Origin of the sequence: Brucella sp., assembly GCF_032066345.1 — a bacterium.
GTDB classification, from domain to species: Bacteria; Pseudomonadota; Alphaproteobacteria; order Rhizobiales; family Rhizobiaceae; genus Brucella; species Brucella pseudogrignonensis.
Genome location: NZ_DAMBKZ010000011.1, coordinates 118,264 through 142,741 on the forward strand (window position 1 = coordinate 118,264; position 24,478 = coordinate 142,741).

Genomic DNA, 24,478 nt, shown 5'->3' on the forward strand with positions numbered 1-24,478 from the left:
TTTTTTGGTCAGAATTTCCCGGAAAGCCGGACCATGGCACCAAACGCATTGTCCCGCGATGCCGTGCGGGTCACATAGGGCGTCAGTGAAAGTTCAACCGCGTCGCTGACAGCATAACTCACACTTGTCCAGGCGGAGCCTCGGGTATGTGAGAAGTCGGAATCGAGCGTCAATACGCCGATATAATCAGCTCTGGCGTCAAATTCGGGATCCTTGTGCGCAACATCCTGCTCGATTTCGAGATTGATCGACCATCGGATTCTGTCGGTCAGCGGCATAGTGAAATTTGCACCCGCATAAGCCGTTGTCAGCTCATATTTCATGTCGCCATAAGTGAACGGAAACAGCGCATTGCTTTCCGTATAGCCATCCATGGACAGATTGCTGTAGCGCAGACCGCCATAATAGCCGAGACGGGCATTATGGAAATTGAGATTGTCTGTCCGCCCCAGTTCCAGCGCAGTGCTCCAGCCTTGTAACCTGCTTTCGCCGGTTCCAGCTTCTGTATAGGCGAGCTTTGGCCGCGTGATGTCGGTATCATAGCGATTGGTTGCCAGGCTCGCCCGCATATACCAATCCCCTATAGCGGTCTTGTCTTTCCACTGCGCAAAGATGCCAGTGCCGAAATTATCGCTTCCGGTATCAAAACCGTCCGGCAGATCACGCCAGAAAGAATGGGCGAGGGTGACACCTGCTGAAAAATTGTCGGTGAAGCCGTAACCAAGCGTGAAACCTGTCAGCAAATCCTTCTGACCGCCAAAGCCGCTGATATCGGTAAAAAGCGAATAGCAGGTCTGGCCGGCTCTTTCGACATCGCAGAAGTTTTGCAGCTTGTTCAATGTAAGGCGCTGGGCTTCCATGGCCGAAAAGCTGTTATTTGCCTGTTTGAAGACCGTCGTAACCGTATGATCAAGGTCAATGATTGTTGGAGACGTGACAGGTTTTTCAGCAGAAGGGTTTTCCGTTGGACCGGAGCCCGGATTTGTCGGCGTGGTACCCGGGTTGCCTTCAGGATCAGTTGGAGTGGTTCCCGGATTGGTTTCGGGATCAGTTGGTATCGTTCCCGGATCGGGCTTTGGAAATTTCCACAGCGTGGCGTGAAGCGCTCCTTCAGCTGTTTCAGCTGTTCCGGCGATCACGCTGCCATCCCCTGATACATCCCAGGCAATCGCGTTGTTGCCGCCAATTGTTCCCAAATCAATTATGCCGTCACTGGCTGTCCAGCGAAATGCACGGAGCGCCATCGTATCGGTATAGCTATAGCCGACGATCGCTGTGCCATCGTCGCTGAGGCTGAGAGCGTGAGACAGGCCGCCGCCTAGCGAGCCCAGACTGATCATGCCTGCTTCCTGGGTCCAGCGAAAAGCCTGGTTGAACCCATTGTTGAATGAGGCTGTCCCCACCACAACCTTGCCATCGTTTGAAACCAGATCGGCAATACTATACAGCGCATTTCCGTGAATATTGATATCGACCATGCCGGTCTCGGCAGTCCAGCGGAATGCATGCTGGGAGCTATCGGCGGTGTCGCTGGTGCCTACAACGACACTCCCATCAGCGGAAACGGCACGCGCTGTCGACGTGTTTCCACCCAAAGTTTGAAGACTTACAATGCCACTGGCCTCGGTCCATCGGAAGGCGTGGACATCGGACGATGCCGTCAAACTGTAACCCACGATCGTACTGCCATCAGCCGAAATCGCATGGGTAAATGACGATGACCCGCCCAGTGTACCGATGCTGGTAATGCCATCCTGAAGTGTCCAGCGAAATGCATTGGTTATGGTGTCGCCTGCGAGGTAGCTGTCTCCGGTAACAACAGTTCCGTTGGCCGAAATTCCTCTGGAATATGAATTCGTTCCGCCCAGTGTTCCGATATCTCTTATTCCGGTTTCGCGGGACCACCAGAAGGCATGTGATTCAGCTTGATTGACAAATGCGCTGCCTATTGCGGCAAGACCATTGGATGAAACTGCCAAAAGTGCTGTTCGTTCTGAACCGCTTAACGAGCCGATATCGGTTATACCTGTCGGCGTCACGATAAAGGATTTATCGTAATCACCGCCCGCAGATGATCGGCGTATGCCAATTGTTTTGCCATCCGCCGATATGCCAGCCGCATCAGCACGTTCACCGCCAAATGAACCATGAACCTCGAAAGTGGGTACATCAGCCCATGCTTGAGAAGTGAAAAAACTAAGTATTATAGAATTTATAAATATCTTATATTTTTTCATTAAAGTAATAGCTCTCTATTAGAGTCTTATAAATTTAGTATATTTAATAGGTATGCAATATATATTGATTCTACTTAAACGTGTATTTAAATTTTACGGCTATGATAATTTGGTGATGTTGAGCTACTCGATTGATGAGCGGTAAAGCAGAGGCGTGTAATATTGCTCCGCACCCGAAAGGGGCGTAGCTTGCTTAGGGTTAAGAGCTGCCATTTTTCTTTTTCGGCGGTCAGTTTAAGCCGTAAACCGCCAGAAGATGTTTCATGCGGGTGAGGGCAATTTCCGGATGATCGAGAACATTTGCCTGATCCGCGAGGCGGAAAATATCGGCATAATGCAGGATACTGCGTGCCGATTGCATTCCGGCAGGCATGGTGAAATGGCTTTGGTGTCCATTGAGCCAGGCGAGAAACACAACGCCTGCTTTGTAATACTGCGTCGGCGCTTCAAAGATTTTGCGCGATAGTGGCACGGTTGGCTCGATGATCGCGCGGAAGCGGGCATTGTCACCGTCGGCGAGCGCAGCAAGCGCGCTTGAAGCCTGTGGTGCTACGGCGTCAAAAATGCCAAGCAGCGCATGACTGTGTTTGTCGCCGTCGCCTTCGATCAGCGGTGCATAGTTGAAATCATCGCCCGTGAAACAGAGAACGCCGTCCGGCAGGCGGTTGCGCAGCGCGATTTCGTAGCGCTCTTCGAGCAGTGAAATCTTGATGCCTTCAACCTTGTCGCGATTGGCCTCTATAATACTGATGACCGTATCAAGAGCGTCTTCAAACTTGTCTGAACCCCAATAGCCTTTGAGTTGTGGGTCGAACATGTCTCCCAGCCAGTGCAGCACGACCTTGTCGCGGGCATGAGTGAGAATATGGCCATAAACCTTGGCATAATCCTCTGGCGAGCGGGCAACACGGGCGAGTGCGCGGCTGGCCATCAGAATGAAACGACCGCCGTGTTTTTCGATGAATTCAGCCTGGGTTTCATAGGCCTTAATCACGTCGTCAAGGCTTTTTGCCTCCGACGGGTCGAGATGGTCAGTGCCAGCGCCAGAAGCCAGATCAGCACCTGCTACGGTTTTGCTTTCTGCCAGCGAGCGGCGGATCAGCTTCTGCGCTCCGGCCCAATTGAGACCCATGCCGCGTTGCGAGGTGTCCATCGCTTCCGCGATCTGAAAGCCGAGGCTCCAGAGGTGATGGCGGAAAGCCATTGTCGCATTCCAGTCAATTGCCGGAGCGTTCCACGGATTGCTGTCTCTCAGCGGGTCTGAAACAACATGCGCTGCGGCATAGGCAATGCGGTTGAATTTCGGAGGAGAGGCGGGGCGCGGTGTCGGGGTACCGATCAGGCGATAGGGTTTTATACTGCCGTCAGCGAATGGCAGGGTCAGTACGTTTTCTGATGATGCGCTCATGTCAGTCCTCCAACTCCACGACGACATGAATAATTTAGATCGTTCCAAATTTCAATATGGTGCTTAAAAAATGCGATTTCAGGCTCTGATTTTGCATTTAACGTCACGAAATGCTTCAAAAATTAAGGAAAACCGATGTCAAGAATATGGCAATTCCGTGTTTGTTAAAAAAGTTGACAAATTTGGATCGTTCCAATTAACTTAAGGGAACAGGAGACGGATATGAGCAAGAGCAGCATCACGGTCATCGATATCGCACGCGAAGCAGGCGTGTCGAAGTCGACTGTATCGCTTGTTCTGCGTGATAGTCCTCTGGTTCATGCCGAGACCCGGGCTAAGGTTCAGGAAGCGATTGAGAAGCTCGGCTATGTCTATAATCGCTCGGCCGCCAATCTCCGGCAGTCGAAATCGAAGATCATCGGGCTTGTGGTCAATGATCTGACCAACAGCTTCTTTGCCGAGCTTGCCGTTGGTGTTGATCGTGTCATGCAATCGGCAGGTTATGTGCAGTTTCTCGCCAATACCGCGGAAAGCATTGATCGTCAGCGCGAAGTGATCGCCTCGATGCGTGAGCATGGCATTGCCGGGCTGATCGTTTCGCCGGCGCGTGGCACCGAGGCTAGTGATCTGAAACCATTGGCAAAAAGCGGCCTGCCGGTTGTGCAGATGGTGCGTGATGTGCCGGGATCGGGTGTGTCGTCGATTGTTTCGGATAATCGTGGCGGCGTGGCAAAGGCGGTTGAGCATCTTCTCTCGCTGGGGCATCGCGTAATCGCTTTCATGGGCGGCTATGCGGATACCGCTGTTTTTGCTGAAAGAGTTGCGGGCTATCGTGCGGGGCTTGAGCAGGCGGACATCGTGTTTGATGATGCGCTGGTCTTTACCTCTGCGCCTTCGCGTGCTGGCGGTGTTGAAGCAGTTGAGCGCATGTTGCGGCACGGCATGAAGCCGACGGCAGCGGTGTGCTTCAATGATGCTGTGGCTTTTGGGGTTTGCGATGGTTTGCGCGCTGCAAATCTGGAGCCGGGCCGGGATTTCGGGGTGGTTGGTTTTGACGATGTGATCGAAGCAAAGACCGCTGTTCCGGCACTGACAACTGTAGCTGTTGATCCGCAAGGTTTGGGAGAACGTGCGGCGCAGCTTTTGCTGAAACAGATCAATTCGGAACGGGTGGAGGCGGAGGCGCAGCGTTTGGCGGTGCGTCTTGCGGTGCGTGCAAGTTGCGGTACGCAATCTAAAAAGGAGGAGAAATTCGCATGGCAAAGTGGGGCCTTATAGGCGCAAGCACCATTGCAAAAGAATGGGTAATCGGTGCCATTCGCGCGACCGGCGGCGAAGTTGCGTCCGTTTACAGCACCAATGCTGCGCGTGGCGAAACCTATTCCCGCGAGAACGGGATTGCCCGCTCGGTGACAAGCCTTGATGCGCTGTTGTCCGATCCGGAAATCGACGCTGTCTATATCTCCACCACCAATGAACTGCATCGCGATCAGGCGATTGCCGCCGCCAAAGCAGGCAAGCATATTCTGTGCGAAAAGCCGCTGGCTCTGACGATTGGCGACGCGCATCAGATGCTGAAAGCCGTGCGTGAAGCGGGCGTTGTGGCTGGCACCAACCATCATTTGCGCAATGCTGCAAGCCACCGCGCCATGCGTGATGCGATCGCTCAAGGCAAGATCGGCAAAGTGCTTGCCGCGCGGGTTTTTCATGCAGTTTATCTGCCGCCGCATTTGCAGGGATGGCGCATTGAGCGCCCCGATGCTGGCGGCGGTGTGATCCTCGATATTACCGTGCATGATGCTGACACATTGCGCTTTGTGCTGGGTGAAAATCCGGTCGAAGCTGTGGCTTTCAGCCAGCAGGGTGGCTTAAGCGGCGCGGGGCTGGAAGACGGTGTGATGGGTGTGCTGCGCTTCTCCTCCGGCGCGATTGCCCAATTCCACGATGCGTTCACCACCAAATATGCGGAAACCGGCTTTGAAGTGCATGGCAGCGAAGGCTCGCTCATTGCACGCAATGTCATGACGCAGAAGCCGGTGGGAACCGTCATTCTGCGCGACAAGGATGGCGAGCACGAATTGCCGCTTGACCAGAAGAATCTCTACGAAACCGCCTTGCGGGCTTTCCATAATGCCATCGCAGGTAAAGGCCAGCCTTCCGCAACTCTGGAGGATGGCATCTGGTCGCTTGCGACCGGGCTTGCCGTGCTTGAGGCTGCAAAGACCGGTAAGGCAACCGCTGTTCATTCAGGACTTTGAAAATTATGAGCAAACATATTTCATTTGCGGAAGCAGCAGCACTTATTCCCGACAACGCTGTCGTTTCGGTTTCTTCATCGAGCGGCCTCGGCTGTCCGGATATGATGCTGAAAGCCATTGGCGAGCGTTTTGATGAAACCGGTCATCCCCAGAATATCACCACGCTGCACCCGATCGCTGCTGGCGATATGAGTGGCATCAAGGGTGTCGATTACATCGCCAAAAAGGGGCTTCTTAAAAAGATCATCGGTGGTTCTTATCCGTCAGGGCCATCAAGTTCTGAGCCGCCGCTGATCTGGCAGATGATCACCAATAATGAGATTCCGGCCTATAATATTCCGTCTGGTATTCTGTTCGACATGCATCGTGAGGCAGCTGCCAAGCGTCCCGGTGTACTGACCAAAGTGGGGCTTGATACTTTCGTTGATCCCAAGCGTCAGGGATCGGCAATGAACGACAAGGCGCGTGAGGAGCCTGTCGTCAAGCAGGTCAGTTTTGAAGGTGAAGACTGGCTCTATTTCCCCAATATCGTGCCGCATGTGACGATCATCCGCGCCACCACTGCCGATGAACGCGGCAATCTCACCTATGAACATGAGGGCGCATATCTTGGTGGGCTGGATCAGGCGCTGGCTGCGCGCAACAATGGCGGCATCGTCATTGTGCAGGTGAAGCGCATTGCCAAGGAAGGCACGCTGAAACCGCATGATGTGCGCGTGCCGGGCGTTCTGGTTGACTATATCGTCGTTGATCCCGATCAGAAGCAGACAACGCAGACACTTTACGATCCGGCAATTTCCGGTGAGATTTTCCGTCCGCTCGATACATTCCGCTTGCCTGAATTCAACATTCAGAAGGCGATTGCGCGGCGTGTCGCACAGGAGTTGCAGGCAGGAAGTGCGGTTAATCTTGGCTTCGGCATTTCCGCCAATGTGCCGCGCATTCTGCTGGAAGAGGGCCTGCATGGCGCAGTGACCTGGGTGATTGAGCAGGGGGCTGTTGGGGGCGTGCCGCTCCTCGATTTTGCCTTTGGCTGTGCGTCCAATGCAGACGCCTATATGCCGTCACCCTATCAGTTCACTTATTTTCAGGGCGCAGGCTTCGACGCCTCGCTTCTGTCCTTCCTTGAGATCGGACGCGACGGCTCCGTCAATGTGTCGAAGCTGTCATTCCGTCCGCATGTGACTGCTGGTGCTGGCGGTTTTGTCGATATTACTGCAAGGGCCAAGAAGATTGTCTTCTCCGGCATGTTCAATGCAGGGGCGAAATTGTCGGTCGCTGACGGCAAGCTGGTGATTGAGAAGGAAGGTAAGCTCAAAAAGCTCGTTAATGAGGTTGAGCATGTTACTTTCTCAGGTCCGCGTGGTGTCGAGCAGGGGCAGGATATTACCTATGTCACTGAACGTGCTGTTCTGAAGCTGACGGCGGATGGCATTGTGCTCACCGAGATTGCGCCGGGTGTGGATTTGCAGAAGCATATTCTGGACCAAGCCGAGTTTCCGCTGATTATTTCGGATCAGCTTAAAATCATGGATGAAGCACTGTTCCGTGACGAGCCGATAGGCCTTGAATTGCCGCAAAAGCCTGCGCGGAAGCTGGAGGCTTAAATGGCTCAACGGATAGACATCTCGATTGAGAACCACATCGCCGTCATGACCATCAAGCGGCCCGAAAAGCTCAATGCGTTTGATATCGAGCTTCTGCAGGAATTGTCTGTGGCCTGTGATCGGGTGGAAGCGGAGTACACCGTGCGCGTTGCGATCCTGACGGGCGAAGGCAAGGCCTTTTCCGCAGGTGGTGACATCAAGGCTTGGGGCGGCATGGAACCGGCGGAATTCGGCCATGCCTGGGTGCGCTACGGTCACCGTGTGTTCGAGCGGCTTGCGACTTTGCGTGTGCCGCTGATCGCAGCAATGAATGGTCATGCTTTGGGTGGTGGTCTGGAACTGGCAGGTGCTGCCGATATCCGCATTGTCGAGCGGCAGGCAAAAATCGGCCTGCCGGAAACATCGCTTGGTATGATCCCCGGCTGGTCGGGCACGCAGCGTCTTGTGCGCCGTTTCGGTGCGCAGATCGTGCGCCGCATGGTGCTGGGTGGCGAAATGTTCACGGCCGAGGAAGCGCTGTCGCATGGGATTGTCGATCATGTAGTGGAGACGGGCGCAGCTCTGCAGGCGGCGCAAGACTATGCGGCGCGGGTGGCCAAGCGCGGACCGGCTGCGCTGGAAATTTCCAAACTGATGCTGTCGGTCGCCAATGGCGAGGATAATGGCACGGCAGTTGAGGCGCTGGGTTCCATTCTGGTTGCCAAGACCGGCGATCTGAAAGAAGGCGTGCGCTCGTTTACCGAAAAGCGCGAAGCAAATTTTGAAGGAAAATGGTGATGAGCGTAGTCGTAAAACCGCAGCCGCTAAACGGGCTTGAAGTTCGTGAATTCTCGATGCTGATCGATGGTAAATGGGTTGGCAGTCAAAGCGGCGAGACTATTGAACGCGTAGCGCCCGGCCATGGCGTCACGGTAAGCCGCTATCCTGCTGGCAACAAGGCCGATGTGGAACGCGCGGTTGCGAGCGCGCGTAAGGCTTTCGACGACGGGCGCTGGTCGTCTAAAACCGCATCGCAGCGTTCGCTGATTTTGCTGAAAGCCGCCGATCTGATTGAAGCACGGGCGGAAGAGCTTGCTTATCTCGATGCGATTGAAGCCGGCAAACCAATTTCTCAGGTGCGCGGCGAAATTGCCGGTTCGGTCGATATCTGGCGCTATGCGGCAGCGCTTGCGCGTGATCTGCATGGCGAAAGCTATAATACGCTGGGTGATGGCACTTTAGGCGTCGTGCTGCGTGAGGCAATTGGCGTTGTTTCCATCATTACGCCTTGGAATTTCCCGTTCCTGATCGTGGGCCAGAAGCTGCCATTTGCTCTGGCCGCGGGCTGCACGGCAGTCGTAAAGCCTTCGGAGCTGACTTCCGGATCAACATTGTTACTCGGCGAAATTCTGACTGAGGCAGGCGTCCCTGACGGTGTCGTCAACATCATCACCGGAACGGGCGCTGATGTCGGCCAGCATATGAGCACGCATCCGGATGTGGACATGGTGTCGTTCACCGGTTCCACAGGTGTGGGCAAGCTGACCATGGCCAATGCGGCGCAGACGCTGAAAGAAGTGTCGCTGGAGCTTGGTGGCAAGAACCCGCAAATCCTGTTCCCGGACGCGGATATGGATGCCTTCATCGACGCTGCGGTGTTCGGCGCATGGTTCAATGCGGGCGAATGCTGCAATGCCGGTTCGCGGTTGATCGTGCATCGCTCTATTGTCGATGAGATTGTCGGGAGGGTCGCTGATCTTTCGAAAAAGGTCATCGTCGGTGATCCCCTCGATGTTAGTACGCAGGTGGGCGCGATCATCACGCCGCAGCATCTGAGCAAGGTTGGCGCTTATGTCGATCAGGCGAAAAAGGCGGGTGCTGCAATTGCACATGGCGGCGATGTGCTGGATCTCGGCCTTGGCCAATATATGGGACCGACCATCATTGCGGGCGTGAATGCTGACATGGCTGTTGCGCGTGAAGAAGTATTCGGGCCGGTTCTGTCGGTCCTCTCCTTCGATACGGTGGATGAGGCAATCTCCATTGCCAATGCGGTTGATTATGGCTTGTCGGCTGGCGTGTGGAGCCGCGATTTCGATACTTGTATGAACATTGGCCGCAAAGTGCGGGCAGGCACAGTCTGGATGAACACCTTCATGGACGGCACACCGGAACTGCCTTTTGGCGGTTACCGCCAGTCAGGTCTGGGTCGTGAGCTGGGCCGTCATGCGGTGGAGGATTATACCGAGACCAAGACGCTCAACATGCATATCGGTGCGCGTACTGGCTGGTGGATGCCGCAAGGAAAGTAAGGAGTGACGGCTTTGGGAGGACAGCCGGATATTGTCATTATCGGATCAGGAATCGGCGGCGCGACGATGGCCGCCGGTCTGAGCGCATCAGGTGCCGACATTCTTATTCTTGAGGCAGGGGAGCATCTGCAGGACAGACCGGAAAACCGCGATCCACGCGCCATTTTCCAGCGTGGTTTCTTTCGCCCGAAAGAGTTCTGGTATGAGACGGATGGCACGCCGTTTAATCCCGGAAATTATTACAATGTCGGCGGCAATTCCAAATTCTATGGCGCAGTGCTGGTGCGTTATCGGCGCGAGGATTTTGAGGAGCTTGCGCATCTTGAAGGGGTGTCTCCGGCATGGCCTTTTGCCTATGATGAACTTGAGCGCTGGTATTGCAAGGCGGAAGAGCTTTTTCAGGTGCGCGGTGAATTGGGCGATGACCCGACCGAACCCTATCATTCAAAGCCCTATTCCTATCCGGCCATCCGTGATGAAAGCCCGATTGCCGATCTGCGTGCACGACTGAAGAAGGCGGGGTTGCATCCGGCTTCCTTGCCATTGGGTGTTGATATTGAGCGCTGGCTGGCGAAGGCCAAAACGCCGTGGGACGCGCATCCCAACAGCAATGACGGCAAGATGGATGCTGAGACTTGTCCGTTAGCACTTGCGCTCAAACATCCAAATGTCCGGCTTGAAACTTCCGCGCGGGTAACGAAGCTGGAAACCGGGCCCGATGGTAAAACCATCGTGGCAGTTCACTATGTGAAGAACGGCGAGGCATTGGTCCTACGTCCAAAGCTCGTCATTCTTTCAGCGGGAGCGGTGCAGTCGGCCGCGCTTTTGCTGCGTTCCGGACTGGCGAACCGTTCCGATCAGGTCGGTCGCAATTTTATGAACCACAATGCCAGTGCGGTGATCGGATTTGATCCGCGCTATCGCAATGACAGCGTTTACCAGAAGACCTTTGGCTTTAACGATTACTATCTCAGCGATGGGGCTGGCGGGCCGCCGCTTGGCAATGTGCAATTGCTGGGGCGTGTGTCGGGCGCGATCCTGAAATCCAATATGCGCCAGGTGCCGGAATGGCTTTTAAACCGCATTGCCGGGCATACGATTGATTTTTACGCGATGAGCGAAGATCTGCCATCGCCGGAAAGTCGCGTGAGCATGGATGGTGACCGCATCATTCTGCATTGGGTGCGTTCCAACTGGAAGGCGCATCTGATGCTGGTTGATAAGCTCAAATCCGCGCTGCGTGCAGCAGGATTTCCAATCGTGCTGTCGCGGGCGTTCGACAGGCGAACACCATCGCATCAATGCGGCACGGTACGTATCGGCAATAATCCAGCAACAGCGCCGCTTGATCCTTATTGCCGTGCTTATGACCATCCCAATCTCTATGTGGTCGATGCGTCGTTTCTGCCGACATCGGCGGCGGTTAATCCCGCGCTGACGATTGCTGCGCAGGCTCTGCGCGTTGCCGACCACATTAAAACGGAGGTGCTTGCATGAACCGTCAAAGACCTGTGGCACTGGTGACTGGCGGGCGGCGTGGTATCGGGCTTGGCATAGCGCGTGCTTTGGCCGCCAAAGGGTTTGATCTGGCGATTACCGACCGTGAACGTGATGAGGCGGTTATCCATGAATTGCGCGGGCTTGGGGGAAGGGTGGCTTTCTTTGAAAGCGATCTGGCGTCTATCGAAACGCATGAAGCGACGGTTGAAGCCGTTGTGAATGAGCTTGGCGGCATCGATTGTCTGGTCAACAATGCGGGCATGGGTTCGGTTGAGCGCGGTGACTTTCTCGGGCTGAAACCTGAGAATTTCGACACAATTATTGATGTGAACCTGCGCGGCACGGTGTTTTTTACGCAAGCGGTGGTGAAGGCCATGCTGGCGGTGACGGATGTGCGTTTTCCGCGCAGTATTGTGACGATCAGTTCGGTTTCGTCAGTGATGACTTCGCCCGAAAGGCTTGATTACTGCATCAGCAAAGCAGGTCTGACAGCCTTCGTGCAGGGGCTTGCGCTTCGGCTGGCCGAAGCACGGATCGGCGTGTTCGAAGTGCGTCCCGGTATCATCCGCACCGATATGACAGCGCGTGTTGCCGAGCGTTATGACGGACTGATCGAAGGTGGTCTGGTGCCGATGAAACGCTGGGGTGAGGCAGGCGATGTCGGCGCTATTGTGGCTGGGCTTGCAGGCGGCGATTTCATTTTTGCGACTGGCTCGGCGATCAATGCCGATGGTGGCCTGTCGATTGCGAAGCTTTAGTTTCTCGGGAGGAGAAACGCATGAAGTATGACTATATCATTGTTGGCGGCGGTCCTGCCGGTTGCGTTCTCGCCAATCGTCTGAGCGAAGATGCAGCGATCAAAGTGCTGCTGCTGGAAGCAGGCGGAAGCGACTGGAATCCGCTGTTTCACATGCCTGCCGGTTTTGCAAAGATGACCAAGGGTGTAGCAAGCTGGGGCTGGGAAACCGTTCCGCAGAAGCACCTCAAAAACCGTGTGTTGCGCTATACGCAGGCAAAAGTCATTGGCGGCGGCTCCAGCATCAATGCGCAGATTTATACACGCGGCAATGCAGCCGATTATGATCTATGGGCTGGCGAAGACGGCTGTACCGGCTGGGACTATCGCCATGTGCTGCCCTATTTCAAACGGGCCGAAGACAATCAGCGTTTCAACGATGATTTTCACTCCTATGGCGGGCCGCTTGGCGTTTCGATGCCGTCTGCACCATTGCCGATTTGCGACGCCTATATCCGCGCGGGTCAAGAACTCGGCATTCCGTATAACCCGGATTTCAATGGTCGTGAGCAGGCAGGTGTCGGCTTTTATCAGCTCACCCAGCGCAATCGCCGCCGCTCGTCAGCATCCCTTGCCTATCTCGCGACGATCAGGGATCGCAAGAACCTTACCGTGCGGATGAATGCGCCGGTGCGCAGTATCGATCTGGAAAAGACCCTAGTCACCGGCGTAACACTGATGAACGGCGAGGTTTTGCACGCAAACCGTGAGGTGATTGTCTCGTCCGGCGCTATCGGCTCACCGAAGCTTCTGCTGCAATCGGGTATCGGCCCTGCTGATCATCTTAAAAAGGCTGGCGTTAATGTGAGGCATGATCTGCCGGGTGTGGGTGAGAACATGCAGGATCACCTCGATCTGTTTGTCATTGCCGAATGTACGGGCGATCACACCTATGATGGCGTGGCAAAGTTGCATCGGACGCTGGGCGCGGGCCTGCAATATATCTTTCTGCGCTCTGGCCCGGTGGCGTCCAGCCTCTTTGAAACCGGCGGCTTCTGGTATGCTGATCCGGATGCCCGCTCACCGGATATTCAGTTTCATCTGGGGCTTGGTTCGGGCATTGAAGCTGGCGTCGAGAAGCTCAAGAATGCAGGCGTGACGCTTAATTCTGCTTATCTGCATCCGCGTTCGCGTGGAACCGTGCGGCTGGCTTCCAATGATCCGGCTGCAGCACCCCTGATCGATCCGAATTACTGGAGTGATCCGCATGATCGGAAGATGTCGCTTGAAGGTCTGAAGATCGCGCGCGAAATTTTGCAGCAAGACGCACTAAAGCCCTATGTCATGGCCGAACGTCTGCCGGGGCCAAAGGTCGTCAGTGACGATGATCTGTTCGATTATGCCTGCGCCAATGCCAAGACCGATCATCATCCGGTCGGCACCTGCAGGATGGGGACGGATGCGATGGCCGTTGTCGATCTGGAACTTAAAGTGCGTGGTCTTGAAGGTCTGCGGGTTTGCGACAGCTCGATCATGCCGCGCGTTCCCTCGTGCAACACCAATGCGCCGACCATCATGGTCGGCGAAAAGGGTGCGGATATTATTCGTGGTCTCGACCCGCTGCCGCCTGTTGTGTTCTCATGGGAGAAAAACGAACACAAGCGGCGCGCGCGGGGCTAGTCTTCGTTCACCTCAAAACGCAGATAACCCGCGATGCCGGAGCCGTTGTAGTTCGGATTGTCGGACGGGTGGTTCACGCCGTCATTGACCGGAATGACCTTGAAGTCGAAAGGTGAGACGCCTTCGAGACAGGCGGCATTGACACCGAATTGTTGAGGGTTGGATCGGCGCTGGTGGAAGGTGTAGATCCCGCATTTCGAGCAGAAATAATGCTTGGCCGCGCCCGTATTGAATGTGTAGAGCGTCAGCGCATCTTCGCCTTCCAGAACTTCAACGCCATTCAGATCTGCGGAAACGGCGACAGCTCCACGCATTCTGCAATAGGAGCAGGTGCAGCGGCGCGCAGTGTTAAGGCCATCTGATAGTTTGACGCGAAAGCGAACGGTTCCGCAGTGGCAGGCACCATTGGCAACTTCAATATTGGGGTTCATTCGGATCTCCTCTTTCGCCAGAATTTTATTTCAGTCTTTCCGGCTTTACCATTGGAAAAACTCAACTAAAGTCTCACTCACAAGATTTCGGGAGGGAATTTTATGAGTGGATTTGCGGTCGTCACCGGTGGCAGCACGGGCATTGGCAGGCATCTGGTCTCAGCATTTGCCGAAGCAGGTTACACTGTGGCTTTCAGCTATCTTGGCGATGAAGACGCTGCAGAGACACTCATGGATGAGATTGAGCTTTCAGGCGGTCAGGCGCTGGGTGTCGCTTGTGATGTCGGCGTTGGAAGTGACGTTGACGCATTTTTCGATGAAGTCTGCAGCTGGTATGGCGATGCGCCTGACGTGCTCGTCAATAATGCCGGTATTCAGACCTGGGGGGCGTTGCTGGAGCTTTCGGAAGACGATTGGGACGATGTCATTCGCACCAATATGAAGGGCTGTTTTCTCAACACACAGGCAGCAGCCCGGCGCATGGTCGTGGTCGGCAAAGGCGGTGCGATTATCAATATAGGCTCGGGCTGCAACAAGCTCGCTTTTCCCAGCCTCGTTTCTTATACGGCATCAAAAGGCGGTATCGAGCAGTTTACCAAAGTCTCTGCCGTTGAGCTCGGGCCGAATGGTATCAGGGTCAATTGTGTTGCGCCGGGCGCCATTCTCAACGAACGCACGATGCAGGAACAGCCAGACTATGCAGACACTTGGAGCCGGATTACGCCGTTGCGTCGCGTTGGTTCTGCTGAGGATATATCAGGGCCGGTGTTGTTTCTGGCGTCCGACGCCGCGCGTTTTGTGACAGGGCAGACGCTCTGGGTTGATGGTGGTGTATTCTCGCAGGCCAACTGGCCTTATGAAAAGTGAAAGGGTACCAATCCGTTTTGGAGGATTAAGGTAAGCGATCTGGCACAATTAAATGTTTGCCTAGCTACCGAGTAGTTTTCGTTTTTGAGCGCTTTTACAGCGAAAGAAGAGTTTACTCACAACCAACCCATTCCCCGTTATTCACAACCTACCTACTAGATATAGAATGTTCTGCTTATGTCTGGGGTTTTTCCTATATATTGGATTGCAGTTTTTCTCTTTCTCTATCAAAATTCTACTGTTGCTTGTGGAGCGATTCGTACGCAACAAAAGGAAAGACCAGCCAAGCTAGCAACAAGGCTGGTCTTTATAGAGAACCGCCGAGAAGAGGCGGAAATTTGTGATCACGAGGCGAACATGTTCGCATTCGCGACACAAGTCAAGGCTTCTTCCGGTATTTGGAAAAGGAAATACCGATGAGTACGCCTTCGCATAAACTGACCTATGAAGAAGCCGTTCAGGTTCATTTGCTGATCTTGAAGGGCGAATTGCAGAGCCGTATCGCTGCTAAATTTGATACGAACGGTGGTCGCATTTCAGAAGTTAACACTGGAAAGCTTCACCCAGGTAGCAAGATTGAGGCTGTTCGTCGTCTCAGCTCTTGATAAGAGGCGATCGGGCGAGCAACCTCGCCCGATCGTTTATCGAGATAAATCAATAATTTCAATGTATTTTATTCTAACAGGTATCTTGTTCCGATCGTAGCGAGATCATAAATTAGTCCAGTGGACTGATTTCCCCGCAAAAGCGTCTCACACTATTCCACGACATGCTTTAGCGTCCGCGCATCTGTTCGCCTGCGTGTTTTGCAAAGCGCAGGTTCCAGAAAGTTGCTGTCAGCGATATTCCGGTGACGATAAAGAAGGCGATCGAGAAATCCGAGGTTAGTGGCACGTCTCGGTCGTGCCAGCCCATGGATGAATGAAGGGCCAGCGCGCCGATACACACACCAAAGGACAGCATGAGCTGCTGGAAGGTTGAGTAAAAGCTGTTGGCCGAACTCATCCGCTTTTCATCAACCTTGTCATAGGCCACCGTATTATAGGCGGTGAACTGGAACGACATTGAAAAGCCGGACATGAACAGCACGGCAAAAATCAGCCAATGTGGCCATTCAGGGCCGAAGAAGCCACAAATCGCATAGCTGCATGATGAGAATATGCCGTTCACCACCAGTGACGAGCGGAAACCGAACCGGCGGATGATCTTGGGCGCGAAGGCTTTCATAGCCATGGAACCGAGCGCTGTGGCCAGTACCATATTGCCTGCAGAAACCGCTGAAATGCCAAAGGCGACCTGCAGCATCAAAGGCAGCAGGAAGGGATGCGCCCCTTGCGTGATGCGGGTGATCGATCCGGCAATCATCGAGGTGCCGAAGCTTTCAATCCGCATCAGCGAAAAATCGAGAAGCGGGGCGGGATGGCGGCGCGAGTGGATGACGGTTGCAATTGCAAACACGATGCCGACCACAAAGAACTTGGCTGCCAGACCGCTGGTCGTGCTTGCACTTTCAAGGCCGAAAAGCAGCGCGCCAAGTGCTATGCCGGACAGGATCAAGCCGACGAAATCAAACGGCTCTCTGGTGTCGCTTTTATATTCGCCAATATAGAGCGAGACGAAGATCATGCCCAGAATGCCAATCGGCACATTGATGTAGAAAATCCAGCGCCAATCGAGCCAGGTCACGAACAGACCACCGATGGGAGGGCCGAGGATTGGGCCCATCAGGGCTGGAACCAGCATCCACGACATTGCCGAGATGAGATCCTTGCGCTCGACCGAGCGGATCAGAACCAGACGCCCGACTGGCAGCATCATGGCTCCGCCGGCACCTTGCAACAGACGGGCAAAGACCAGAAAGGGCAGATTTGGTGCCTGCGCGCAAAGGATCGAGCCGAGTATGAAAATGCCGATGGCAAAGCGGAACACGGTTCGGGTGCCGAAGCGATCGGCAATTTTGCCGCTTGCAGGAATGAAAATCGCAAGGCTGAGCAGATAGGAGGTGAGCGCCACGCTCATCGAAGGGGCGGCGACATCGAAATCCCGGGCCATTGTCGGCAGGGCAGTCGCAAGGATGGTAGCGTCGAGCTGTTCCATCAGCATCGCGCTTGCAACGATCAGGGCAATAATCCGGAAATTGCTTTTCGCTTCCAGTGACGCGGTTGGTTCACTGGTTGAAGTCTGGGCTTCCGGCATAACACTCATGGTAGTTTCAGCTTTGCGAAGGCGCGGGTCTGCCCGTCAAAGCAGCCAGCATTACGGTCGATCGTCTCGGACGATCCTGGGGGATGTGTTCACGGTCAGGCTTTTGGTTCCAGGAACAGTTCTGCGCTTTGTCGCAAGACGAGCGCACGGCAAAAAAACATGCCAACCAGTTAGAGGGACTAAGAAGCCCACCGCAAGACCGTGAGCGGGTATAGCACAGGTTACGGAAAATCACAGGACTTCAAGATAATTTGAGCGCGAAGGGATTTGCCTGCCCGGACGATGAATGGTGATCCCGACTGGATTCGAACCAGTGGCCTCAAGATTAGGAATCTTGCGCTCTATCCTACTGAGCTACGGGACCAGTCATCAGAAACGCTCGTATTTGCCATTGATTCCAATGGTTCGAGCATTTTTCGACACATACTGTTTTTCATGGCTTTCGCCAACCCCGCAAAAAGCGGGGCAGGCGCATTTCTTTTGAACTCTGGATCAGGCAGCAAGTGCTGTTTCGATCACCGACACGAAATAGCTCACGCCATATGGAATTGCTTCATCGTTGAAGTCATAGGCCGGATGATGCAGGCCGGGCGTGTCGCCATTGCCCAGGAAGATATAGGCGCCCGGGCGCGATTCCAGCATGTAGGAGAAATCTTCTGCAGCCATCATCGGAGCCACATCGGTTTTCACCTTGCCTTCGCCTGCCACATTTTTTGCAACGCGGGCTGCAAAATCAGTCTGGTCATCGTGGTTGTAGGTCACAGGATAGTTGTTCTTGTAGCGAACGGTAATTTCTGCACCGCTGACCGATGCAATGCCTGCTGCTGCTTCACGAATACGCTTTTCGGCATAGGCGCGGGTTTCCTTGCTCAAGGTGCGCACTGTGCCTGAAAGCTTGGCCGTTTCAGGAATGACGTTATAGGCTTCGCCTGCGTGAAACTTCGTGACCGAGATCACGAGGGAATCGAGCGGATCGATATTGCGCGAAACAATGCCCTGAATGGCGAGATGCAGCTGTGAACCGGCAAGGATCGGATCAATCGTGCGGTGCGGCTGGGCTGCATGGCCACCGCGTCCCTTGATCGAAAGGTCGAATTCATCGGTCGCAGCCATGATCGGGCCTTTGCACATGGCAAACTGGCCGACGGGAAGGCTTGGCAGATTGTGAACGCCATAGACTTCCGAAATGCCGAAGCGATCCATGACACCGTCCTGAACCATGGCAAGCGCGCCAGCGCCGCCTTCTTCAGCTGGCTGAAACAGCAGAACGGCAGAACCACGGAAGTTGCGGGTCTCAGCGAGATACTGTGCGGCACCCAGCAGCATCGCCGTGTGGCCATCATGTCCGCAGGAATGTGCCTTGCCCGAATTTTTCGATGCCCATTCAACGCCGCTGGTTTCAGTGATTGGCAGCGCATCCATATCGGCGCGCAGGCCAATGGCCGGACCATCACCGTGACGACCCTTGATGACCGCGACGACGCCGCTGCGTCCGACGCCGGTTTCGACCAGATCGCAGCCGAAAGATTTCAGCTTTTCTTCGACAAAGCGTGCCGTTTCGTGAACGTCATAGAGCAGTTCAGGGTTCTGATGCAGATGGCGACGCCATGCGGCGATCTCGCTTGCAGTTTCGACGACACGATTAAGCACTGGCATTTCGGAAATATCCTGAGATTCTCAATAAGCAGAAGTAGTGAGGATATGACGTTTCAGTGAAAGCGGGCAATCCCTATTTGCCTTTTGATTGCCATATGGCTTAGATAGAAGCAGTGTAAATCTTCCTTTTTGAATGACGTATTCGCACGCCGTTGTCACTTTAGCAGGTTGATACAACAGGAAGCGGAATCGATCGCCCGCAGACATTGCGGCTCTTGCTGATTGGAACTACGAATGATCTCGAAGTCGTTGAAAATCCTGTGCACAGCAGCGGCTCTTTCGGCCCTGACCTTGTCTGCTGCTCTGGCTAATCCATCGATTGCTGTCGATGTTGCAACCGGTAAGGTTTATTCCGCGCAGGACCCTTTCCAGCGCTGGTATCCGGCTTCGCTGACCAAGATGATGACCGCTTATGTCACGTTCCGCGCACTTCAGTCCGGTCAGATGACGCTTGAATCGCCAGTGAAAATGACCGTCAATGCCTCGAAAGAGCCGCCGAGCAAGATGGGCTATCGCCCGGGCTCCGTGATGACGCTCGATACTGCGCTCAAGATCATGCTGGTAAAGTCCGCCAATGACGTGGCGGTTGCTGTTGCTGAATCCGTTGGCGGTTCGGAATCGGCTTTCGTGCAGCGCATGAATGCAGAAGCGCAGCGCATCGGTATGAGCGGTTCGCATTTTGCAAACCCGAATGGCCTGCATGATCCGAATAATTATTCGACCGCGCATGATTTGGCCGTTCTGGGCGTGCAACTGCGTCGTGAGTTCCCGCAATATGCCCATTACTTTGGAACCGAAGCCATCGATACGGGCGACGGCAAGAAGCCACAGGCCAACTACAATATTCTGCTTGGCCGTTTCGATGGTGCTGATGGCATGAAGACCGGCTTCGTTTGTGCTTCGGGCTTCAATCTGGCCAGCTCTGCAACCCGTCAGGGCCGCACCATTCTGGCTGTGGTTCTGGGTGCTGATCGTCAGGAAACGCGTGCGGTTCAGGCAGCACAGCTGATGACCGATGCTTTCCGCAACAATGGTGCCGGAGTGCCAACGCTTGGCAGCATGGTGCCGCCTGCAAACAGCGCCGCCTATCAGGCTGTTGATATGCGCAAAGCCATCTGCAGCCAGCAGGCCATGGCCGACCGCTGGGACGGTCGCGATGTCGAGGGCCGTTTGCAGCTCAACTCGCCCTATATTCATGCGATGACCCGCGAACCGGTTCCCGTTGAAGTCGGCCTTGTTTCGGCTCCACCTGCAAAGGTGACGAAAGTCGGTCAGCTTGATATTTCGCAGGTTCCTGTCCCGATGCCACGCCCGCAGCGCGCAGCTGCCGGTGTGAATGCAGCCACAATCAACTAAGTCTGAGATCATGCCACAACCAATTCCTGTTTCTGTACTGACCGGCTTTCTCGGCTCGGGCAAGACGACACTGCTTAACCGGCTGCTGAAAGATCCAGAGTTGACCGATACGGCAGTCATCATCAATGAATTTGGTGAAGTGAGCATCGATCACCTGCTGGTGGAAAAGGCCAGTGAAGGTGTGATCGAGCTTGCCGACGGCTGCCTGTGCTGCACCGTGCGTGGTGAACTGGTCGATACGCTGGCTGACCTGATCGACCGCCTCCAGACCGGGCGCATCAAGGCATTGAAGCGGATTATCATCGAGACGACAGGTCTTGCCGATCCGGCACCTGTGCTGCACTCAATCATGGGTCATCCGGTTCTCATGCAGGTTCTGCGCCTTGATGGCGTGCTGACAACGGTTGACGCCGTCAACGGTATGGCAACTCTCAACAATCATGAGGAAGCTGTTCGTCAGGCAGCGATGGCTGATCGCATCATCGTTACCAAAGCTGATCTGCCGGAGGCGCAAGCCGGACTTGCAGATCTCAAGGCACGGCTCGAACAGCTTAATCCGGGTGCCGATATTCTTGAAGCATCCGATGGCCGCACCGGCTATGCGGCTTTGTTTGAATGTGGGCTTTATAATCCGGAAACAAAGACGGCGGATGTTCAGCGCTGGCTTCGTGCGGAAGCCTATGAGGATGATCATCACCATCATCATGATGACCACGATCATTCGCACCATCATCACGATATGCATTCCGGGCATGGCCATGTCTGCGGACCGGATTGTGATCACGATCATGACCACGGCCATCACCACCATCATCATCATCATCATCATGATGATGCCATTCGTTCCTTCTCTCTGCGTCACAAGGAACCGATCCCGTTCTCGACATTCGAGATGTTTCTCGATCTGCTGCGCTCGACCCATGGCGAAAAGCTTTTGCGCGTGAAGGGCATTGTTCAGATCGCCGAAGACCCGGATCGCCCGCTGGTCATTCATGGTGTGCAGAAAATCTTTCATCCGCCAGCACGCCTGCCGAAATGGCCGAAGGCTGAGCATGAAACGCTGCTGGTGATGATCGTGAAGGATCTGCCGGAAACCTATGTGCGCGAGCTTTTCGACGCGTTTCTCGGCAAGGCAGGCATTGATCGTCCAGACCGTGCTGCGATGATGGACAATCCGCTGGCTATTCCGGGCTATTCAACACGCTAGAGCTTGTCGCGGTTAGTGTATCCGCTGCGCTCGCTCTATCTCTTTGTTTTTTATGCGCATTTTGTTCCGAAAACCGCTTCGCACTTTTCTGCGATATGCTTTAGAGCGCGTTTCGATCTGATTGTATCAGATCGGCGCTCTAAGGCTTTTATTTGAAGCATAATCTTATCGACCCTCGTTTCACTTCGATGGGACTTATGCTCCAGACCTTATTTCTTCTGAATAAGAAAACGGTGAAGGTTTTCGTCACGCTCCTGCTTGAGCAGAGCGTGGCCTTCCTGCGTGCAGAAATGCGGAAGGTCGATACCGGATAAAGGATCGGTTGCTTCAACCCAGAGAAGCGCGCCGCTCGGCAAATCCTGCAGGCGATTGCGCGTCTTTAAAACGGGAAGAGGGCACTTAAGCCCTCTCAGATCATAGACGGGAACGTCTTTATCCATCTGGTATTAGTTACCACCCAGCTTCCACCAGGCCTTCTTCTTTTCCGGTGCAGGTGCTGCAACAGCATCTGGGACCGTGCTTGCGGTGGTCATCGGTGAAACCGCTGCCGGATTTTCCTGCGGAACAGGGACTGCCGCAGTCTGAGCCGGAGTAGCAACTGCTGGCGTTGCCGCAATGGCTGTCGCAGGCTGTGCCGAGATCGGCGTTGCCGCAGGCTGGATATCCGGTGCATTTGGCGTTTCAGCCGATGCTGGCGAAAGCGACGGCGGTTCGCGCGTTACCTTCTCGCCGCGTGCACGCGCTGCACTCCATGCGGAGACCAGCTTGGCTTCTGCGATGCCCTGAATGGACGGCGAAGGCTTCTTCTGTGCTGCGCTGAATGCGGACTGGAACGTCTTTTCATAAGAAGACGTGTAAGCCATGGATTCCGAGCCGACCGAAGGTGGGCAGGCATCGGTCGCTGAAAGCGGCTGACCATCTGGCGTTGGCACGTTGAAGACATAACGCTTTTCGCAGACATCAACCTTTGGCGGAACCTTGGTTGTTTCAAAAGCGTCATAGCCCTGCTTGAGCATCTTCCAGAATGCGTAGTTCTGGTCGCTCTTGTAACGTGCCATGTTGGCTGCGGTCATGCGGAACGGGAAAGCCTGAATCTGGAAGTCGCGCTGACCGCCCTTGAAGGCATCGCGGCCAAAGGCATAAATCTCGCTGACGCTTTCGTCGGTCATCGAATAGCAACCCGATGACGAGCAAGCGCCATGCACCATCAGATTCTGTCCGGTACGGTTGTGCGCGCGGTCATAGGCGTTCGGGAAGCCAATGTTGAAGGCAAGGTGATATTGCGAATTCGGGTTCATTTGTGCCGGGCGAACATTATAGAAGCCCTCTGGCGCCTGACGATCACCCTCTACGAATTTCGGACCAAGCTTGCCTGACCATTTGCAGATCTCATAAGAGGCAATCTGGTCGTATTTTCCGTTGTTCTTCTGCTTCCAGACTTCGAGGACGCCTTCTTCCTTGAAAATACGAACCATCACCGGCGAAGTGCGCGTCATGCCCTTCGATTTCATCTTGGCGACGATTTTCTCGGAAAGAGGTTTTTCAGCGCGTAAGCTGAGATCGGAAACGGACGAGCCCTGACAACCGGCAAGCAGAGCGGATGCCAATAGTGTTCCAAGAAGTGCGGTTCTGATCTTCATATCGCATCGAGCCTGTTAGAGCATTTCCAGCAAAAGTGCGAAGCGGTTTTGCATAGGATAATGCGTAAAAACAAATAGGTAGAACAACCAGTATTCAACTTTCATCAGAATCTGATCGAAGCTGCGTCACCGACGCATTTAAGCAAATCTGACTTTTCGGTGCCCGGATATTAACAACTAAACCTTTCGGTATCGTTGATAAACCGTTGCTCAAATACCTAAAAAACAGAATGTCCGCAATATGGCGGAAATAATGGCACGATGCAAATCCGGCGCACCAAGGGCGCGCCGGAGCCAATTTTTGAAATTGTTGGTAAATTAAAGGTTACGACCGATGTCGAGGAACTTCTGACGACGCTCCTGCTTGAGCGTTTCGCCATCGACATCCTTCATCGAACGCAGCGAGGCGGTGATGATGTCGCCCGCAGCCGCAATAACGGCATCCTTGCCGCGATGTGCGCCGCCAAGCGGTTCCGGGATGATGCCGTCGATGACCTTGAGATCGAACAGATCCTGCGCAGTGATGCGCATGTTGGAAGCTGCATCCTTTGCACGCGTGGAATCGTGCCAGAGGATCGAAGCTGCCCCTTCAGGTGAAATCACCGAATAGATCGAATGTTCGAGCATATAGACGCGGTTTGCGACAGCAATCGCGATCGCGCCGCCCGAACCGCCTTCACCGATGATGATTGAGATGACAGGCACGCGCAGCTTGAGGCATTCAGCGGTGGAGCGCGCAATGGCTTCCGCCTGACCGCGTTCTTCAGCGCTCACGCCTGGATAGGCACCGGCAGTGTCGACGAAGGTGATCAGCGGCAGCTGGAAACGGTCAGCCATTTCCATGATGCGGACAGCCTTGCGGTAGCCTTCCGGACGGGCCGAGCCGAAATTGTGCTTGAGGCGCGTCTTGGTATCCGAGCCTTTTTCCTGGCCCAGAATGGCAACGGCCTGACCATTGAAGCGGGCAAAGCCGCCCTGAATGGCTTCGTCATTGGCAAACTGACGGTCGCCCGCCAGTGGCGTGAATTCCGTGAACAGCTTGTCGATATATTCAAGGCAATGCGGACGATCCGGATGGCGGGCGATCTGCGCCTTCTGCCATGGGGTCAGCTTGCGGTAGATATCTTTAAGCGCATCGGCCGAGCGTTTCTCGAGACGGCTGATCTCGTCGCTCATCTCGACACTGCCCTGTTCCTGAGCGAGTTTCTTCAGCTCAAGGATCTGGCCTTCGAGGTCGGCGACGGGTTTTTCAAAATCGAGATAGTTATACATCGGGCCTGACTATTGTGCGTTTCCAGAGATGTTGGCCATAAAACACGCTAGAAAACGGCTGTTTTACGACGCCTTACATATTTACTTCATGCGCATCTTGCAAATTTTTCTGAAATTCTCTTACCCG

At 54.5% G+C, this 24,478-nt stretch carries 20 protein-coding genes and 1 tRNA gene; 12 read left to right on the forward strand and 9 right to left on the reverse strand.

What is annotated here, in order from left to right:
- Positions 1-8: 8 nt before the first annotated feature.
- Positions 9-2,237: an autotransporter domain-containing protein gene (locus RT142_RS15030; protein ID WP_313029629.1), complete on the reverse strand. Its 2,229-nt coding sequence runs from the start codon at positions 2,235-2,237 to the stop codon at positions 9-11.
- 229 nt (positions 2,238-2,466) lie between these two features.
- Positions 2,467-3,645: a dihydrodipicolinate synthase family protein gene (locus RT142_RS15035; protein ID WP_113158731.1), complete on the reverse strand. Its 1,179-nt coding sequence runs from the start codon at positions 3,643-3,645 to the stop codon at positions 2,467-2,469.
- A gap of 222 nt (positions 3,646-3,867) precedes the next feature.
- On the opposite strand from RT142_RS15035, the gene RT142_RS15040 reads away from it, so the two are divergent.
- Genes RT142_RS15040 through RT142_RS15075 form a run of 8 tightly spaced genes read left to right on the forward strand, consistent with a single transcriptional unit; the run spans position 3,868 to position 13,717 of the window.
- Positions 3,868-4,923, forward strand: a complete 1,056-nt coding sequence (locus RT142_RS15040; protein ID WP_079212450.1) for a LacI family DNA-binding transcriptional regulator — start codon at positions 3,868-3,870, stop codon at positions 4,921-4,923.
- Positions 4,902-5,903, forward strand: coding sequence for a Gfo/Idh/MocA family oxidoreductase (locus RT142_RS15045; protein ID WP_313029633.1), 1,002 nt, complete (start codon positions 4,902-4,904; stop codon positions 5,901-5,903). The genes RT142_RS15040 and RT142_RS15045 overlap by 22 nt, the downstream gene beginning before the upstream one ends.
- A 5-nt stretch (positions 5,904-5,908) precedes the next feature.
- Complete coding sequence (locus RT142_RS15050; protein WP_313029635.1) at positions 5,909-7,510, forward strand: acyl CoA:acetate/3-ketoacid CoA transferase; 1,602 nt, start codon at positions 5,909-5,911, stop codon at positions 7,508-7,510.
- Positions 7,511-8,287 (forward strand): enoyl-CoA hydratase/isomerase family protein, encoded by a 777-nt coding sequence (locus tag RT142_RS15055; RefSeq protein WP_313029637.1) that lies wholly within the window; start codon positions 7,511-7,513, stop codon positions 8,285-8,287. It abuts the gene before it with no gap.
- Positions 8,281-9,801, forward strand: a complete 1,521-nt coding sequence (locus RT142_RS15060; protein ID WP_313029639.1) for an aldehyde dehydrogenase family protein — start codon at positions 8,281-8,283, stop codon at positions 9,799-9,801. Before RT142_RS15055 ends, RT142_RS15060 begins: the two co-directional genes overlap by 7 nt.
- Positions 9,802-9,813: 12 nt before the next feature.
- Complete coding sequence (locus RT142_RS15065; protein ID WP_313029696.1) at positions 9,814-11,298, forward strand: GMC family oxidoreductase; 1,485 nt, start codon at positions 9,814-9,816, stop codon at positions 11,296-11,298.
- Positions 11,295-12,059, forward strand: a complete 765-nt coding sequence (locus RT142_RS15070) for a 3-ketoacyl-ACP reductase (RefSeq protein WP_313029641.1) — start codon at positions 11,295-11,297, stop codon at positions 12,057-12,059. The genes RT142_RS15065 and RT142_RS15070 overlap by 4 nt, the downstream gene beginning before the upstream one ends.
- A 20-nt stretch (positions 12,060-12,079) precedes the next feature.
- Positions 12,080-13,717, forward strand: a complete 1,638-nt coding sequence (locus RT142_RS15075; RefSeq protein ID WP_313029644.1) for a GMC family oxidoreductase N-terminal domain-containing protein — start codon at positions 12,080-12,082, stop codon at positions 13,715-13,717.
- Here the strand turns inward: RT142_RS15075 and RT142_RS15080 are convergent.
- Complete coding sequence (locus RT142_RS15080; RefSeq protein WP_313029646.1) at positions 13,714-14,148, reverse strand: GFA family protein; 435 nt, start codon at positions 14,146-14,148, stop codon at positions 13,714-13,716. The genes RT142_RS15075 and RT142_RS15080 overlap by 4 nt on opposite strands.
- A 102-nt stretch (positions 14,149-14,250) precedes the next feature.
- Between RT142_RS15080 and RT142_RS15085 the strand changes: the two genes are divergently transcribed.
- On the forward strand, positions 14,251-15,015 hold the full coding sequence (locus RT142_RS15085) for an SDR family NAD(P)-dependent oxidoreductase (protein ID WP_313029649.1): 765 nt from the start codon (positions 14,251-14,253) through the stop codon (positions 15,013-15,015).
- Positions 15,016-15,431: 416 nt separating this feature from the next.
- Positions 15,432-15,620 (forward strand): hypothetical protein, encoded by a 189-nt coding sequence (locus tag RT142_RS15090; protein ID WP_105519038.1) that lies wholly within the window; start codon positions 15,432-15,434, stop codon positions 15,618-15,620.
- 169 nt (positions 15,621-15,789) lie between these two features.
- Here RT142_RS15090 and RT142_RS15095 read toward each other — a convergent pair whose 3' ends face one another.
- The 3 genes from RT142_RS15095 to RT142_RS15105 form a co-directional block, all read right to left on the reverse strand.
- Complete coding sequence (locus RT142_RS15095) at positions 15,790-17,220, reverse strand: DHA2 family efflux MFS transporter permease subunit (protein WP_105519037.1); 1,431 nt, start codon at positions 17,218-17,220, stop codon at positions 15,790-15,792.
- Positions 17,221-17,507: 287 nt separating this feature from the next.
- Positions 17,508-17,584, reverse strand: a tRNA-Arg gene (locus RT142_RS15100).
- Positions 17,585-17,712: 128 nt separating this feature from the next.
- Positions 17,713-18,876, reverse strand: coding sequence for a M20 aminoacylase family protein (locus RT142_RS15105; RefSeq protein ID WP_007872315.1), 1,164 nt, complete (start codon positions 18,874-18,876; stop codon positions 17,713-17,715).
- A gap of 234 nt (positions 18,877-19,110) precedes the next feature.
- Here RT142_RS15105 and RT142_RS15110 point away from each other — a divergent pair, with 234 nt between their 5' ends.
- Positions 19,111-20,232, forward strand: a complete 1,122-nt coding sequence (locus RT142_RS15110; RefSeq protein ID WP_007872307.1) for a D-alanyl-D-alanine carboxypeptidase family protein — start codon at positions 19,111-19,113, stop codon at positions 20,230-20,232.
- 10 nt (positions 20,233-20,242) lie between these two features.
- Positions 20,243-21,439, forward strand: a complete 1,197-nt coding sequence (locus RT142_RS15115) for a GTP-binding protein (RefSeq protein ID WP_313029655.1) — start codon at positions 20,243-20,245, stop codon at positions 21,437-21,439.
- 209 nt (positions 21,440-21,648) lie between these two features.
- Here RT142_RS15115 and RT142_RS15120 read toward each other — a convergent pair whose 3' ends face one another.
- From RT142_RS15120 to RT142_RS15130, 3 genes are all read right to left on the reverse strand, one after another.
- Positions 21,649-21,879 (reverse strand): sulfurtransferase TusA family protein, encoded by a 231-nt coding sequence (locus RT142_RS15120; protein ID WP_079212439.1) that lies wholly within the window; start codon positions 21,877-21,879, stop codon positions 21,649-21,651.
- Between the two features lie 6 nt (positions 21,880-21,885).
- Positions 21,886-23,079: a murein L,D-transpeptidase family protein gene (locus RT142_RS15125; protein ID WP_064322203.1), complete on the reverse strand. Its 1,194-nt coding sequence runs from the start codon at positions 23,077-23,079 to the stop codon at positions 21,886-21,888.
- 318 nt (positions 23,080-23,397) lie between these two features.
- Positions 23,398-24,351 (reverse strand): acetyl-CoA carboxylase carboxyltransferase subunit alpha, encoded by a 954-nt coding sequence (locus RT142_RS15130; RefSeq protein ID WP_007872298.1) that lies wholly within the window; start codon positions 24,349-24,351, stop codon positions 23,398-23,400.
- Between the last annotated feature and the right edge of the window lie 127 nt (positions 24,352-24,478).